Below are 15,278 nucleotides of genomic sequence, written 5' to 3' on the forward strand. Positions count from 1 at the left end.
CGAAAGGCCAACTTATTTGATTTCGACAGAAGCACCGTTGTCTTCAAGGGTCTTCTTGATCTTCTCGGCTTCATCCTTGCTGGCGCCTTCCTTGATGGTCTTGGGCGCACCCTCGACCAGATCCTTGGCTTCCTTCAGGCCCAGACCGGTGATCGCACGGATTTCCTTGATCACGTTGATCTTCTTGTCGCCGGCCTTTGCCAGCACGACGTCGAACTCGGTCTTTTCTTCAGCCGGAGCCGCAGCGGCACCCGGAGCAGCGGCAGCAACGGCAACCGGAGCGGCGGCGGAAACGCCCCACTTCTCTTCCAGCAGCTTGGACAGCTCGGCGGCTTCCAGAACGGTCAGGGCGGACAGGTCTTCAACAATCTTGTTCAGATCGGCCATAATTCGGTCTTCCTAATCTATACACTGGTTGGCACAGCACAATCCCGTTTTTTCAGGAAAATGCCGTTTTGTTGATAGCCCGGCGGGCCGGGCATGGGTCTCAGGCGGCTTCGCCCGTCTTGGCATAGGCACCAAAAACCCGTGCAAGCTGTCCGGCCGGCGCCTGGAGAACGCCCGCGATGCGCGTTGCCGGCGTGGAGATAAGCCCCACCAGCTGCGCACGCAGAACGTCCAGGGACGGCAGCTCGGCCAGAGCCTTGATGCTGTTGACGTCAAGCGTCTGGGCACCAAGCGATCCACCGAGCAGAACAAGCTTTTCATTGGTTTTGGCGAACTCGACCAGCACCTTCGCCACGGCCACGGGTTCATCCGCCCACGACAACGCGGTCGGCCCCTTCAGCAGCGGCTTGATGCCTTCGAACTGGGTCCCTGCCAGGGCGAGAGAGGCCAGCCGGTTCTTCGCGACCTTGTGTGTCGCTCCAGCCGCACGCACGCGACGCCGAAGGTCCGTCACATCAGCCACGCTCAGCCCGTCATTACGGGTGACAATGACCATGGACGTCTTCGCGAACACGGCTGCGAGGGAGGCAACAAACTCCCGCTTCTCCGTACGGTCCAAATCCCGTCTCCATCATCACCTGCCAGCAAAAAACCGGCAGGTAGGGTTTACCCTAGGGACATTCCGGCAAGCCGGCCCTGTCCCGGTTCGCCTGTCCTTTCAAACGGAACAACCAGTGTGGGCTTTCGCCCCGATCCGGCAATCCCCGTCTTCCGGCTGCTGCCCTGCGGGCATTCAAGGCTTGCGCCACATCCGGTCATGGACAGGTTCGGAAAATGGCGGCATGCCGCCATCTCCTGTCCCCCTTCCCTATCGGGAAGAGGTCATTCTCCAGTTAACGTCAGGCCGCGGTGAAGGCGGAGACATCAACCGTAATACCCGGCCCCATGGTGGAGGACAGGGCGATCTTCTTGACATACGTGCCCTTCGCACCCGTGGGGCGGGCCTTCTGCACCGCATCCACGAACGCGCGGATGTTCTCGGCCAGCTTGCCTTCGTCGAACGAGGCCTTGCCCACGCCGGCATGCACGATACCGGCCTTCTCGGCACGGTATTCGACCTGGCCGGACTTGGCGGCGGAGACCGCGCCCTTCACGTCCATGGTCACGGTGCCCAGCTTGGGGTTGGGCATCAGCCCGCGCGGGCCGAGGATCTTGCCCAGACGGCCGACCAGGGCCATCATGTCCGGGGTCGCGATGCAGCGGTCAAACTCGATCTCGCCCGCCTGCACCTTCTCGGCCAGGTCTTCGGCACCAACCACATCGGCACCGGCGGCCTTTGCTTCCTCGGCCTTGGGGCCACGGGCAAACACGCCAACGCGCAGGGTCTTGCCCGTGCCGTTGGGCAGGGACAGCAGGCCACGGACCATCTGGTCGGCGTGACGCGGGTCGATGCCAAGGTTCATGGAAATCTCGACGGTCTCGTCGAACTTCGCCTTGGCGTTGCCCTTGACCAGGGCGATCGCCTCGTCAAGGCCGTACTGCTTCGCGGAATCGACTGCGGCGCGGGCTGCGGTCAGACGCTTGTTCTTTGCCATCGTAATCAGCCCTCCACCACATCAAGGCCCATGGAGCGGGCGGAACCCGCCAGCATGCGCACGGCACCTTCGATATCGTTGGCGTTCATGTCTTTCTGCTTCGTCTCCGCGATCTCGCGCAGCTGCGACATCGTGACCTTGCCCACGGTCGCGGACTTGCCCACGGTGGAGCTGCCCTTGGAGATCTTGGCCGCCTTCATCAGGAAGTAGGTGTTGGGCGGGGTCTTGGTAATGAAGCTGAACGTACGGTCGGCATAGGCGGTAATGACGACGGGAATCGGCATACCGGGTTCGAGACCCTGCGTCTTTGCGTTGAACTCCTTGCAGAACTGCATGATGTTCAGGCCGCGCTGACCCAGTGCCGGACCAACCGGCGGGGACGGATTCGCCTTGCCGGCGGGGATTTGCAGCTTGATGTAGCCAACGATTTTTTTGGCCATATCCGGGGCTCCTGACTGTTTCACCCGGACCGCGGTTCTGGTGGCCACCCCCTGTGCCCGGCTGGGGCCGGGGGCGACCTCCCGCGTTCCGATAAGAGGCGCGCACCTACCGCTATTTGGCGGGTGCTGTCAAGTCCCTGTCATGAAATCCCCTGCCGGACAGGTCAAAGGATTCGGGTCCGTTATCCACGTTCACGCCATTGACCGATTTCGGCATGCGCATGTGGGTGTACTGCGCGATGCCAAAGGGCCTGAGCGCCTTGTTGTCGGGCAGTTCCGCCGTGGTCCATCCGCCACCCAGCGCGCGGATAAGCTCCACCTGCGCCTGCATGTAGCGGGTTTCGACCTGCACTTCGGCAATACGCGCCTGCAGTGCGGCCACCTGCGCCACCACAACATCAAGATAGTTGGTCAGGCCACCCGTATAAAGCTGCATAGTCATGTTCTGGGTGCGCATGGAGGCCTGCACCGCCTCGGCCTGCTGGCCTGCCTCCACATCCAGGTCATGCGTCAGGCTCAGCCCGTCCTCCACGTCCTTGAAGGCATCGAGCACGGTGGCGCGGTACTGGTCCTCCGCCTGCCGGTACTGGGACCAGTTGCGCTGGACTTCCGCCCGGCGCAGCCCGCCCTGGAACAGCGGCAGCACGGCCTGGGCGGCGTAATTGTACATGCCGTTGGCGAATTTATCGAGCGTGAAGCCGTTATCCATGAAACCGGCCGTGGCGCTGAAGGTTACATGCGGGTAGAACGCCGCGCGCGAGACGCCGATCGCCCGGTTGGCCGCCGCCATGTGCCGCTCGGCACTGGCAATGTCGGGCCTGCGTTCCAGCAGGGTGGCGGGGATGCCCACGGGCATGGGCACCTTGGGGAAGCTGATCTGCGCACGGGGCGCGATATGGAAGAGCGATGGCGACACGTTGACCAGGATGGCAATGGCATGCTCCATCACCGAGCGATGGGCCTGCAGGTCGGTATCCGCCGCCTGGGTGGAGGACAGCTGCGTCTGCGCGCGGGATACATCGATGCCCGCGGCAATGGCGCCCGCCTGGCGCATGTGGGTGATCTGCACGGCGGTCTGGTAGTAACGGATCGAGTCGCGATAGACCGCGTGCTGCGCGTCCATGCCGCGCAGCTGCATGTAGTCATTGGCCAGTTCGGACTGGATGCTCAGCCTTGCCACGGCAAAATCGGCCGCCGCCGCCTGTGCCAGGCGCTGCTGCATGCGCCTGCGGTTACGGATGGCCGACCAGAAATCCGGCTCCCAGCGCGCGGTGGCGCTGTACTGCTCGGATGACATGTAGATCGGCCCCTGCGACCCCGCGCCACGCCACAGCCTGTGGGTCGATGCCTGATTTTCCGATGCGCCGGCCCCACCCGTGATCTGGGGGTAGAGGTTGGCCTGTGCCTCGGCCACGATGTCACGCGCCTGGGTAAAGGCTTCCGCATCCGCCTGCAGGTTGGGGTTCAGGTGGCTGGCGCGTTCCTCCAGTTCATCAAGGGTGGGGTCCCTGAACACCTTCCACCAGTCCCCGCGCGATGCGCCATCCTGCGGGGTGCCGTACTGCACCACGCCATCGCCCTTCCAGTTATCGGGCAGGAGATAATGGGCATGCCTGTATCTGGGCGCCAGATCCACGCACCCGCCCAGCATCCCGGCAATGGCCGCGCAACCGGCCAGCGAGAGCATGCGGCGTGACAGGGCCGGGCGCGTACACCCGCGCGGCACTGCATTCATTGACGCACCCCCGCATCGCCCGCACTGCCGTCGCCCGCCGGCATGGCGCGCACGTCGTCACCCCTGTCAACCGCCCCACGTGATGCCGTGGCCGCCGCGTCGTTATACCCCTGTGTCGCACCGACCAGATAGACCTTCTGGCCTTCCAGCAACCCCGCCGAAGGGTTGTTCACGATCCGGTCCTTTGGTCCGATACCCGCCAGAATCTGCACATTCGTCCCCAGATTGGTCCCTACCGTTACGTTGCGCAGCCGGATGCGGTCATCCGCATCCACAACCGCCACCTGCATGCCCTGCGCGCGGAATACCAGCGCGCCTTCATGCACTATCAGGATATCGGGGTCACCGGGTGCGACAAAGTGTACATTGGCATAGGAATCGGGCCACAGTTCCCGCTTGTCGTTATCCACCACCAGTTCCGTCGTGACAGTACGGGTACCCGCATTGAACGCCCTGGCGGTCGCTAGGAACTTGGCCTTGAACACCCGGCCCGGATACTGGGGCACGGACACGTCGCCTTCCAGCTTGGGGCTTATGATATCGGCATAATCCTGCGGCACGGACACGAACACGCGCATGCGGTGCACATCCGCCACCGAGAACAGTTCCGTCGCCGTCCCGCGGGAGGACACATCCCCGCCCCCCGCATTCACGTAATCCCCCACATCGGCCAGGCGCGAGGTGACCACGCCATCAAACGGGGCGACAAGCTGCTTGAAGCCGATCAGCGCCGCGTAACGGGAAGCCTCGTGCCGGGCGGCCTCCACCTCGGCCTGCTGGGCTTCGGCATTGGCAACCTGCACGTCCACTTCCTGCTGCGAGACCGCCTGCGTGCCCTGTAGCGCCCGCCAGCGCTTGGCCGTGATCTCCGCCAGGCGGTAACGGGCCATCGCCACGTCAAAATTGGCCTTGGAGGCCGCGTACTGCGCATCCAGCCCCGGCGTGTCGATGGTGGCCAGGATCTCGCCCGCCTTCACCTTGGCGCCAATATCCTTGTACCACATCTGCACATAGCCCGAGACCTGCGCATAGATGGGGGCCTGGTACCAGGCCGAGATATTGCCCGGCAGGTCGAGCGTGCGGGTTTTCGGTCCCTGCTGGGGCAGGATGACCTGCACGCGCGGTATGGCCGCATCCTGTGCCACGGCGCGCAGGTGGGCAACATGCACGCGGCGCTCGATAATGCCCCCGGCCACGATCACGGCCAGCACGATCCCCCCCACGGTGACGTACAGCCGCCCACGCCCGGACATGCGTGGCGTCTGGTTTTCCCCTGTGGCGGTCATGCGTGCTCTCCTGCGCCGGTGGCGGCGGCCTTCTTGGATTTTCTGGAATGGATCAGGGCAAAGACGCAGGGTACGAACAGCAGCGTGGCGCAGGTGGCCACCAGCAGTCCCCCCATCACGGCCCGGCCCAGCGGCGCGTTCTGTGAATTGCTCAGCGACATGGGCAGCATGCCGATGATCATGGCCGAAGCCGTCATCAGCACGGGGCGGATACGCTCGTAACCCGCCTCGATCGCGGCACGGAGCGCATCGCCATGCACATCCATCCTTTCCCGCGCGAAGGAGACGACCAGGATGGAATTGGCCGTGGCCGTGCCCATGCACATGATCGCCCCCGTCAGCGCCGGAACCGAAAGCGCCGTGTGCGTCAGGAACAGGCTCCACGCGATGCCGGCCAGCGCCCCGGGCAGGGCGGTGATGATGATGAACGGGTCCATCCATGACTGGAAGTTGACCACGATGATCAGGTACACCAGCAGGATGGACATCGCGAGCCCGCCAATCAGCTGCACATAGGCACCATTCATGGTCGAGGCCTGCCCCATGACCGACAGGCTGGAACCCGCCGGCAGTTCCTTGCGCGCTTCATCCACCACGCGCGTCACCTCGCGCGAGACCGCGCCCAGGTCCAGCCCCTCGTTCGAGGCATAGATGTTGAACACCGGCATGATGTTGTAGTGCGAGACCTCACCCGGCGTGCCGGTCTGCACGATCTGGGACAGGCCACCCAGAATCTGCGGCGCCTTGTCGGACGGGTTGCCATCCCCCTTGTCGATGGGAATGGTCTCAAGGTCGTTCATGGTCTGCAGGAACTGCAGCGGCGTCTGGATATCGACCAGATGGGAAACCCCGGTCTTGGGGTCCAGCCAGTAGGTGGGCGCCACCTGCCCGCTGCCCGACAGCACGGCCAGCGCGTTGTTGGCCACGTCCGACTCGGTCAGGCCGGTGCCCAGCGCATAGGTACGCCGGGCGTTGACGCGCAGCGTGGGGGTATTGAGCGGTTCCTGCACCGTGACATCGGCAAGGCCGGTCACATGGCGCAGCCTTTCGGCCAGTTTCTCGGCAAAATCGAAATTGGCGTACAGGTTGCGCCCCGACACCTGCACGTCAAGCGGCGCGGGCAGGCCGAAGTTCAGGATCTTGGCCGTCAGGTCGGCCGGCATGAAGGTGATGTCCGTGCCGGGGAATTTCTCCGCCAGCCCCTTGCGCAGGATGGTGCGGAATTTGGCAACCGGCGCCTCCTCGTCCTTCAGCGTCACGGTCAGGTCACAGTCCTGCGCGCCCACGGTGGGCGTGGGAATGAAGGCCTGGTTGAGCGGGCTGAACGGCAGGCCGCAATTGTTGACGATCCCTTCCACCTGCCCCGGCAGCAGGCGTTCGATCTCGGCATTGACCAGCATGGCGATCTTGCCCGCTTCCGCGATCTTGGTGCCCATGGGCGCGCGCATGTGGATGGCGAGCGCATTGGAATTGATCTCGGGGAAGAAGTCCTGCCCGGCAAAGAGCAGCAGCGAAAGCGACGCGAACGCCCCCAGCCCGAATATCGGCACGAAGCGCGCGCGGATGCTGATCAGATGGGCCAGCAGCCCCTGATAGCGGGTGCGGAAGGACTGGAACCTGCGTTCGAATCCCAGCTGGAAGCGGCTGAAGATGTTGCCCGGTTCGTGATGGCCGCCCTCCGCCCTGGCCCGGGCGTGGGCTTCCACCTGTGCCGCCAGCATGTATTTGGCCATGGTCGGCACCAGCGTGCGCGACAGGATGAAGGAGGCGATCATGGCGAAGATGATGGCTTCCGCCATCGGCATGAACAGCCAGCCCGCAACCCCGGTCAGCTGGAACAGCGGCATCCACACGATACAGATGCACAGGGTGGAGACGAAGGTGGGAATGACGATCTGGTTGGCGGCGTCGATGATGGCCGTCTCCAGATCCTTTTCCATTTCCAGATGGGCATCGATGTTCTCGATCATGACGGTGGCGTCATCCACCAGGATGCCCACGGCAAGCGCCAGCCCGCCCAGTGTCATGATGTTGATGGTCTGGCCCGCCGCCCCCAGCCCGATGACCGAGCAGAGCATGGCCAGCGGGATGGAGGTGGCGATGATGACGGTCGAGCGCCAGGACCCCAGGAACAGCAGCACCACCAGACTGGTCAGCAGGGCTGCGGTGCCCATTTCCTGCACCACGTCGCGCACCGCTTCCTTGACGAAGGTGGAGGCATCCCCCAGCACGGTAATGTCCACCCCCGGCGGCAGGGTACGGACAATCGAGGGCAGCAGCGCCTTGATCCCGCTGACCACCGCAAGGGTAGAGGCATCGCCGCTTTTCATGATCACGATCAGCACGGCCTGGTGGCCCTTGACCAGCACCATGTTGGTCTGTGGCGGCCCACCGGCATGCACCCATGCCACGTCACGCAGATAGACGACGGAATTGCCTTCCTGCTTGATGGGCATGTTGTTGAAGCTATCTATCTCCTCGGGGGAGGCATTGGTCTGGACCATCCAGTCGAACGCGCCGATCTGCTGGTCCCCCGCGGGCAGCACGATGTTCTGCTTGCCCAGCGCATTCCCGATATCGGTGGCCGACAGACCATGGGCAAGCAGCTTGCTCTGGTCCAGATCGACCATAATGTTGCCCGGTTGTCCGCCATAAGGATTGGGGATGGCAGCCCCCGCGACCGACACCAGACCGGGGCGGATCAGGTTGGAGGACATGTCATAGATCTGCGACGCCGTCATGGAATCGGAGGAGACCTGCAATGTCAGCACCGGCACGGAGGAGGCATTGTAGGTCAGCACCAGCGGCGGGGTCATGCCCGCGGGCATCTGCTTGATGACGGTCTGGGAGACGGCGGTGATCTGCGTCTGCGCCACGGCGGTATCGGTGCCGGGCTGGAAGAACACCTTGACGATGCCACGCCCGTAATAGGACTGGCTTTCGATATGTTCGATATTGTTGACCGTGGCGGTCAGCGCGCGTTCGTAATAGTAGACCACGCGGCCGGACATGTCCTCGGGCATAAGGCCGGTATAGGTCCAGCAGATCGCGACGACGGGGATGTTGATGCTGGGAAAGACGTCAGTTGGCGTGCGCAGCAGCCCCCGGACACCGAACACGACAATAAGGATGGACAGGACAACGAAGGTGTAGGGCCGCTTGAGCGCGGTAACGACGATACCATTCATGCGCGGGCGGTTCCCCCCCGCCCTGCCGGCTGGCCGCCCGTACCATGCCCCGCGCCACGCGCGGGTCCGGGCCGGGACAGGTTGTCTTCTTGCATATCTCGTCTCCCCGTCTGTCCTTCAGGTGTTAATCGGGGGACGGCGGGTGGCAAATGAAATTTCTATTTAGTTTACGGGCTGCACCACGCCCGGCGGGGGGAAGACGATGCTCATCGTGACCCCCGGCAGGCTGTCATGCAACCGGGTGGGCGTGATGTCGAGCCGCGCGTGATGCAGCGCCACGATGGCGGAGACAAGGCTCAGCCCCAGCCCGCTGCCGGGAATGTGGCGGCTCTTGTCCGAACGGTAGAAACGCCCGGTCACGGCCTTGCGTTCCGCCTCCGGAATACCGATTCCCGTGTCACTGATCTGCATGACCGCGCAATGTTCGTCCATGCGCGCGCGAATGGCCACGCGGCCGCCCGCGGGGGTGAACTTGATGGCATTGTCCACCAGGTTGGCCAGCACCTCGATCAGCAGGTCACGGTCACCCTGCACCTGTATTGCCGCGTCCGCCGCCACGCAGGAAAGCGTAATGCCCTTGGTCTCGGCTATGGGTTCGTACAGATCCACGATATCGGCCATGAGCGCGCCCAGGTCCACCATGCCGAAGCCTGCGCGCCTGCGCCCGTTCTCGATCTCGCCTATGCGCAGGAGTGCGGTAATGATGGCGAAGGACTGGTCCAGGTCATCGATCGTGCGGGAAATGACATTGCGCAGCGCCCCGGCCGAATGCCCGGCGCTGAGCGCGCGGTCCAGGCGGGCCCGCACGCGGGTGAGCGGGGTGCGCAGGTCATGGGCGATGTCGTTGCCCACGTCGCGTATCTCGTCCAGCAGCTGCTCAAGGCGGTCAAGCATGCGGTTGACGCTGGCGGCAAGCCGCTGGAGGTCGTCATTCTGCCGCCCCGCGGGCAGGCGCTCATGCAGGTCGCCTTCCATGATGCGGTCGATCGCCTCATGCATTTCCTTGACGCGGGACAGGGCGCGATGGCTGAGGATGATGCCGGTAATCAGCGCGAACAGCACGGTCGGCACGATGGAGACCAGCATGGAATGCCGCATCATGAGCCGCAGTTCGGTCCGCATGTGCCGGCTGCGCCCCAGTACCAGATAACGATCCCCCGATACCCGCAGCGCCACCATGCGCAGCACGGTCGATGACCCGCCGCCCGTGGCCTCCGGGCCGATCACATGCACGCGGCCATCCGCTACCAGGCCCGTGGGCCATGTATGCAGGTCGCCCACAATATAGTGCTGCCCGGCATCGAACAGGGTGGTGACGTTCATGATCACGCGCAGGTCATCGGTCGCGCGGTCACGCACCTGCTGTTCCAGTACTGCGGGGGATTCGCGCTGGAGGATGCTGGCCTCGCGCAGGAGCAGCATGTCCGAGCGCTTGGCCTCGAACACGCTGGCCTGGCTGTAACCGAAAAAGAACTGCAGCGCCGCCGAACCGATCATGGCCGCCACCACCGCCAGTGTCAGGCGGAACGTGGCGGTGCGAAACAGCTCGTTACGAAACACGCAGCATGAACCCGGCCCCCCGGATGCTCTGGATCAGGGGCGGCCTGCCGCTTTCATCAATCTTGCGGCGCAGCTTGCCGATATGCACATCGACCAGGTTGGTCTGGGGGATGAAGCGGTAGTTCCACACATCTTCGAGCAGCATGTTGCGGGTCAGCACCTGGTTGGGGCGGCGCATGAGGTATTCCAGCAGCCGGAACTCACGCGGGAGCAGCTCGATCGGCACCCCCTCGCGCATCACGGTGCGCTCGATCAGGTCCATCTCCAGCGGGCCGGCGCGCAGCATGGTATGCCGCGAATTGTCGGGGCGGCGCAGAAGCGCTTCCAGGCGCGCGGCCAGTTCCTCCATGGCGAACGGCTTGGTCAGGTAGTCATCGCCCCCCGCCTTCAGCCCGCTGACCCGGTCATCCACCGCCGACAGGGCCGACAGCACCAGCACCGGCACATGGACCCGGCGCTCACGCAGGGTCTCGATCAGGCTCAGCCCATCCAGTTCGGGCAGCATGCGATCCACGATCATCACATCGAAATGCGCGTTCAGGCCCATGGCCAGCCCGGCCGCGCCCGATACCTCATGCTGGACATGATAGTGGCGGCTTTCCAGTTCCTCGATCACTTCCTGCGCGATCTTGCTGTCATCCTCCACCAGAAGGATGCGCGGCGCGTCCTCCCGCGCGGGGGACGGGAATGCCGGTTCGGTGCGGTTGGGTTCGGGCGGGACGGTCATGATCCTTCCGTTTATGCAGCGCGGGCCGGAATGCGGCCAATTAAATTAGTGTTCAGCCATGCGTGCCGTCGGAGCCGCCCTCCATCCATGCGGGCGCCATCTCCCCCTGTGCCGCCCCCCCGGACGGGGGGGATGCGGGTTCGCTGTCCACATCAAGCTCACGCAGCCTGCGGGTCACCAGGCCCGTGCGCCTGCGCGCCTCGTCAATGGAGGAGGAAATGGCAGAGGCATTGCGCGCCAGTTTTTCCAGCACGCCATCCATACGCAGCATTTCCTGCCGGGTTGCGCCAAGCAGGCGGGCGATGTCATCGGTACGCTTCTCCAGCGCCAGGGTAACATAGCCCAGGTGAATGGTGCGCAGCATGGCGGGCATCAGTCCCGGCCCCATCACGATAACGCGATAGGTGCGCCCGATTTCATCCAGCAGGCCGGGAATCCGCGCCACCTCGGCATACAGCCCGTCGGTGGGCAGGTACAGCACCGCGAACTCCACCGTAACGGGCGGGACGATATATTTGGTCGCGATCTTGCGCGCCTCGATACGCAGGGTGGTTTCCAGCGCGCGGCGGGCGGCGCGTTCGGCATCGGGGTTGCAGTCCTCCACTGCCTGGAGCAGGCGCTCATACGCCTCGGTCGGGAATTTGGAATCAATGGCCAGCACCGGCGGGACCGTGGCGCGCACGGGCATGCGCACGGCAAATTCCACCACCTCGCGGCTGTCATCGCGCAGGCGGCGGTTGGTTTCGTACGCCCCTTCGGGCAGCACGTCGTCCAGTATGCTGCGCAGCTGTGCCTCCCCCCAGCCGCCCCGGGTCTTGACGTTGGCGAACAGGCGCTTGAGATCGCCCACCTGCGCGGTCATGGCCGAGACCTCTCCCATCGCCTTCTGCATGGCGCCGATCTGCTCCAGCACGCGCTGGAAGGAGGTCTGCATCTGCTTTTCCACCGCCTGGTGCAGGCGCTCATTCACGGCGGCGCGCAGCGCATCGCTCTGCCGCCGGCCCTCTTCCGCCATCTCGCGCAGGGATTCGGACTGGGCAACGCGCATTTCGGACAGGTCGCGGCCCATCATGCGCGCGATGCGGTTGAAGGTTTCCGTCATTTCCTGATGCCGCTGGTCCAGACGGGTGGCCAGCGCGCGCTCGATTTCCGCCATGCGGGCGCGCTGGACCTCGTTTTCCGCCACGCGGGCGGCGGTCTCGCGCTCCACCATCACGCACAGGCGGCCCAGCAGGTCCGCATCCGTCCCCTGTCCCGCCATAAGGGAGAGGCGGCGCAGCACCACAAGCCCCAGCAGGCAGGACACGGCGGCACACAGCATGCCGATCCATATGGCGGGGGACACGGGCATATCGGACATGGCGGACTCTTTCCCCAAAGCAAGAACAAAACATGTCCGTGCCCTGTAATGACGCCGATGTAAACCCATCATGTTTTTTTGGAATATCTGGCAACCGTGTTATGGCCCAACCGAAACGTCCGGCATCGTGCCTGATTTTCATCCGCCCGTGGCAACCCGCCCGCCAGCCTGCCCCGGCATGCCCCTACCGCGCCCGTTCGTGGCGCATGAACATGAACCGTTGTTGAGGACGTCCGCCATCATGCCCGAGCAACCGCAGGCCCGGCCCGCGCCCGGCAGATCCATCTTCCGCAGCCTGTACGGGCAGGTCGTCATCGCGGTGGTGGCGGGGATGGCGCTGGGGCATTTCTGCCCCCATGTGGCGGTCTCCCTCAAACCACTGGGGGATGCGTTCATCCGCCTGGTCAAGATGGTGATCCCGCCGGTCATCTTCCTGACCGTGGTGACGGGTGTCGCAGGGCTTGGCAATCTGGGGCAGGCGGGCCGGCTTGCGGGCCGGGCCATGGTGTATTTCCTGACCTTTTCGTCACTGGCGCTGGTAGTGGGCATGGTGGTGGCCAACATCGTGCGCCCCGGCGCGCATATCCACGCCAGCCCCGCCACGCTGGATGCCCATGCGGTGGCCGCCTACACGGCACGGGCGCAGGCGCATTCCTTCAGTGACTTCCTGCTCAACATCATACCCGACACGGTGGTCAGCGCCTTTGTATCGGGTGACATCCTGCAGGTGTTGCTGGTTGCCATCCTGTTCAGCATCAGCCTGTCGCACATGGGGGCGAAGGGGCATGCCATCCTTGCGCTGCTCAGACAGCTGACCCAGCTGGTGTTCGGCGTGGTCAGGCTGGTCATGTATGCCGCCCCCATCGGGGCGCTGGGGGCCATGGCGTTCACCATCGGGCGCTTTGGCGTGGGCGCGGTGCTCAACCTTGCCTTCCTGGTGCTTACATTCTACGCCACCGCCGCCGTGTTCGTGCTGGTCATACTGGGCGCGGTCGCGCGGTGGAACGGTTTCCGCATCCTGCCGCTGCTGGCCTATCTGCGTGAGGAACTGCTGATCGTGCTGGGTACCAGTTCGTCCGAATCAGCGCTGCCCAGCCTCATGACCCGGCTGGAGAACGCAGGCTGCGCGCCGTCGGTGGTGGGGCTGGTGGTGCCCATGGGCTATTCCTTCAACCTGGATGGCACCAACATCTACATGGCGCTGTCCGCCCTGTTCATTGCGCAGGCGACCGATGTGCATCTGGGACTGGGCCAGCAGGTCAGCCTGCTCCTGGTCGCCATGATCAGTTCCAAGGGAGCTGCGGGCGTGACCGGGGCCGGGTTCGTCACCCTTGCCGCGACCCTGGCCGTGGTGCCCGACGTGCCGGTGGCGGGGATGGGGCTGATCCTGGGCATTGACCGCTTCATGTCCGAATGCCGGTCGCTGACCAACATCATCGGCAACGCGGTGGCCACCATCGTGCTGGCCCGGTGGGAAGGCGCGCTGGATACCGACCGCCTTGCCGCGGCCCTTTCGGGCCGGCTGGATGACGAGCAGGCCCTTACCCCCGTCATTCCCGACGACGGCACGCCCGCCACACCCCCCACGATCCATTAGGATCGGCCCTTTTTTTCCGCCCTGTCCTCCATCCGCGTCCATAGGTTTCCGCCATCATGCCAGTTTTCCAGCCCCGGACCGGGGCCCTTACGACCGCGCAGAGAATACGAAGCATTATTGCCGGCTCATCTGGAAATCTGATCGAATATTACGACTGGTATGTCTACGCGGCATTTTCCATGTATTTTGCCCGTTCGTTCTTCCCGCCCGGCAATGCAACGACGGAACTGCTGCGCAGTGCGGCGGTGTTTGCCATCGGCTTCCTCATGCGGCCGGTGGGCGGCTGGCTCATGGGGCTCATGGCGGACCGTTACGGGCGGCGGGCGGCGCTGAGCCTGTCCATCATCGCCATGTGCACGGGTTCGCTGGCCATCGCGGTCTGCCCGACCTATGGGCGCATCGGCCTTGCCGCCCCCAGCGTGCTGCTGTTCGCCCGCCTTCTGCAGGGGCTGAGCCTGGGGGGAGAATACGGGGCGAGTGCCACCTACCTGTCCGAAATCGCCCCTCCGGCCCGGCGCGGGTTCTATGCCAGCTTCCAGTATGTGACACTGGTCATGGGGCAGCTGCTGGCCCTTGTGGTGCTGCTGGTGCTGCAGTTCGTGCTGCTTTCCCCCGCCCAGCTCGGGGCATGGGGGTGGCGGGTGCCGTTCGGCATTGGCGCGCTGCTGGCGCTGTCCATCCTGTGGTTCCGCCGTGGCATGGCGGAAAGCGAGCAGTTCAGTGCCGCCACGCGCGACAAAAACGCCCATGGCGGCCTGCGCGTGCTGCTGCACCACCCGCGTGAGGTACTGGGGGTGTGCGGGCTGACGCTGGGCGGCACCGTCGCGTTCTACACGTTCACGATCTACATGCAGAAATACCTGGTCAACACGGCGGGACTGAGTAAGGAGCAGTCCACACTGGTCTCCACCGCCTCACTGGCCGTGTTCGCACTGGTGCAGCCCGCCTTTGGCGCGCTGTCCGACCGGGTGGGCCGCAGGCGGCTGCTGCTGTCCTTTGGCGTGATCGGGTGCCTGTGCACGGTGCCGCTCATGCAGGCACTATCGACCGTACACTCCCCGCTCGCGGCCTTCGGGCTGGTCACGGCGGCACTGCTGGGCATTTCGGGCTATACATCCATCAATGCGGTGGTGAAGGCCGAACTGTTCCCCACCCGCGTGCGCGCGCTGGGGGTGGCGCTGCCCTATGCGCTGACCGTATCGGTCTTTGGTGGCACGGCGGAATATGTGGCCCTGTGGTTCAAGCAGATCGGGCATGAGGGGCTGTTCTACTGGTACGTGACCGGGTGCATCGCCTGTTCGCTGCTGACCGTGCTGTTCGTCCTGCCCGGCCATGACCGTATCACGACGGAAGGCCGCCCCCCGGCACCGGCTACGAAGTAATCTGTCCATTCAGACAGATCA

The 15,278-nt window shown here is 64.5% G+C and carries 12 protein-coding genes; 2 read left to right on the forward strand and 10 right to left on the reverse strand.

What is annotated here, in order from left to right; genetic code table 11:
* Positions 1-12: 12 nt before the first annotated feature.
* From rplL to GWK63_RS11285, 10 genes are all read right to left on the reverse strand, one after another.
* Positions 13-387: a 50S ribosomal protein L7/L12 gene (rplL, locus tag GWK63_RS11240; protein ID WP_007399611.1), complete on the reverse strand. Its 375-nt coding sequence runs from the start codon at positions 385-387 to the stop codon at positions 13-15.
* 100 nt (positions 388-487) lie between these two features.
* A complete protein-coding gene (gene rplJ / locus GWK63_RS11245) occupies positions 488-1,006 on the reverse strand; it encodes a 50S ribosomal protein L10 (RefSeq protein WP_007399610.1) in 519 nt (172 codons plus the stop codon).
* Positions 1,007-1,286: 280 nt separating this feature from the next.
* Positions 1,287-1,982, reverse strand: coding sequence for a 50S ribosomal protein L1 (gene rplA / locus GWK63_RS11250; protein WP_007399608.1), 696 nt, complete (start codon positions 1,980-1,982; stop codon positions 1,287-1,289).
* Positions 1,983-1,987: 5 nt separating this feature from the next.
* Positions 1,988-2,422 (reverse strand): 50S ribosomal protein L11, encoded by a 435-nt coding sequence (gene rplK / locus GWK63_RS11255; RefSeq protein ID WP_007399607.1) that lies wholly within the window; start codon positions 2,420-2,422, stop codon positions 1,988-1,990.
* A 112-nt stretch (positions 2,423-2,534) separates the two neighbouring features.
* Positions 2,535-4,157 carry an efflux transporter outer membrane subunit gene (locus GWK63_RS11260; protein ID WP_039999597.1) on the reverse strand — a complete coding sequence of 541 codons (1,623 nt, stop codon included), beginning with the start codon at positions 4,155-4,157 and terminating at the stop codon, positions 2,535-2,537.
* Entirely contained in the window at positions 4,154-5,443 is a 1,290-nt protein-coding gene (locus GWK63_RS11265; RefSeq protein ID WP_112210084.1) for an efflux RND transporter periplasmic adaptor subunit, read from the reverse strand. The genes GWK63_RS11260 and GWK63_RS11265 overlap by 4 nt, the downstream gene beginning before the upstream one ends.
* Entirely contained in the window at positions 5,440-8,631 is a 3,192-nt protein-coding gene (locus GWK63_RS11270; RefSeq protein WP_007399604.1) for an efflux RND transporter permease subunit, read from the reverse strand. The genes GWK63_RS11265 and GWK63_RS11270 overlap by 4 nt, the downstream gene beginning before the upstream one ends.
* 162 nt (positions 8,632-8,793) lie before the next feature.
* Entirely contained in the window at positions 8,794-10,191 is a 1,398-nt protein-coding gene (locus GWK63_RS11275; RefSeq protein WP_007399603.1) for a sensor histidine kinase, read from the reverse strand.
* Positions 10,181-10,918 (reverse strand): response regulator transcription factor, encoded by a 738-nt coding sequence (locus tag GWK63_RS11280; protein WP_007399602.1) that lies wholly within the window; start codon positions 10,916-10,918, stop codon positions 10,181-10,183. The genes GWK63_RS11275 and GWK63_RS11280 overlap by 11 nt, the downstream gene beginning before the upstream one ends.
* A gap of 52 nt (positions 10,919-10,970) precedes the next feature.
* Positions 10,971-12,278 carry a DNA recombination protein RmuC gene (locus GWK63_RS11285; RefSeq protein WP_112210086.1) on the reverse strand — a complete coding sequence of 436 codons (1,308 nt, stop codon included), beginning with the start codon at positions 12,276-12,278 and terminating at the stop codon, positions 10,971-10,973.
* A 241-nt stretch (positions 12,279-12,519) separates the two neighbouring features.
* On the opposite strand from GWK63_RS11285, the gene GWK63_RS11290 reads away from it, so the two are divergent.
* Together GWK63_RS11290 and GWK63_RS11295 are read left to right on the forward strand one after the other, a co-directional pair.
* Positions 12,520-13,875 (forward strand): dicarboxylate/amino acid:cation symporter, encoded by a 1,356-nt coding sequence (locus tag GWK63_RS11290; RefSeq protein WP_039999596.1) that lies wholly within the window; start codon positions 12,520-12,522, stop codon positions 13,873-13,875.
* Positions 13,876-13,931: 56 nt separating this feature from the next.
* A complete protein-coding gene (locus tag GWK63_RS11295) occupies positions 13,932-15,257 on the forward strand; it encodes an MFS transporter (RefSeq protein WP_007399598.1) in 1,326 nt (441 codons plus the stop codon).
* Positions 15,258-15,278: the final 21 nt, after the last annotated feature.

It is taken from the genome of Komagataeibacter rhaeticus (genome assembly GCF_011611525.1).
GTDB classification, from domain to species: domain Bacteria; phylum Pseudomonadota; class Alphaproteobacteria; order Acetobacterales; family Acetobacteraceae; genus Komagataeibacter; species Komagataeibacter rhaeticus.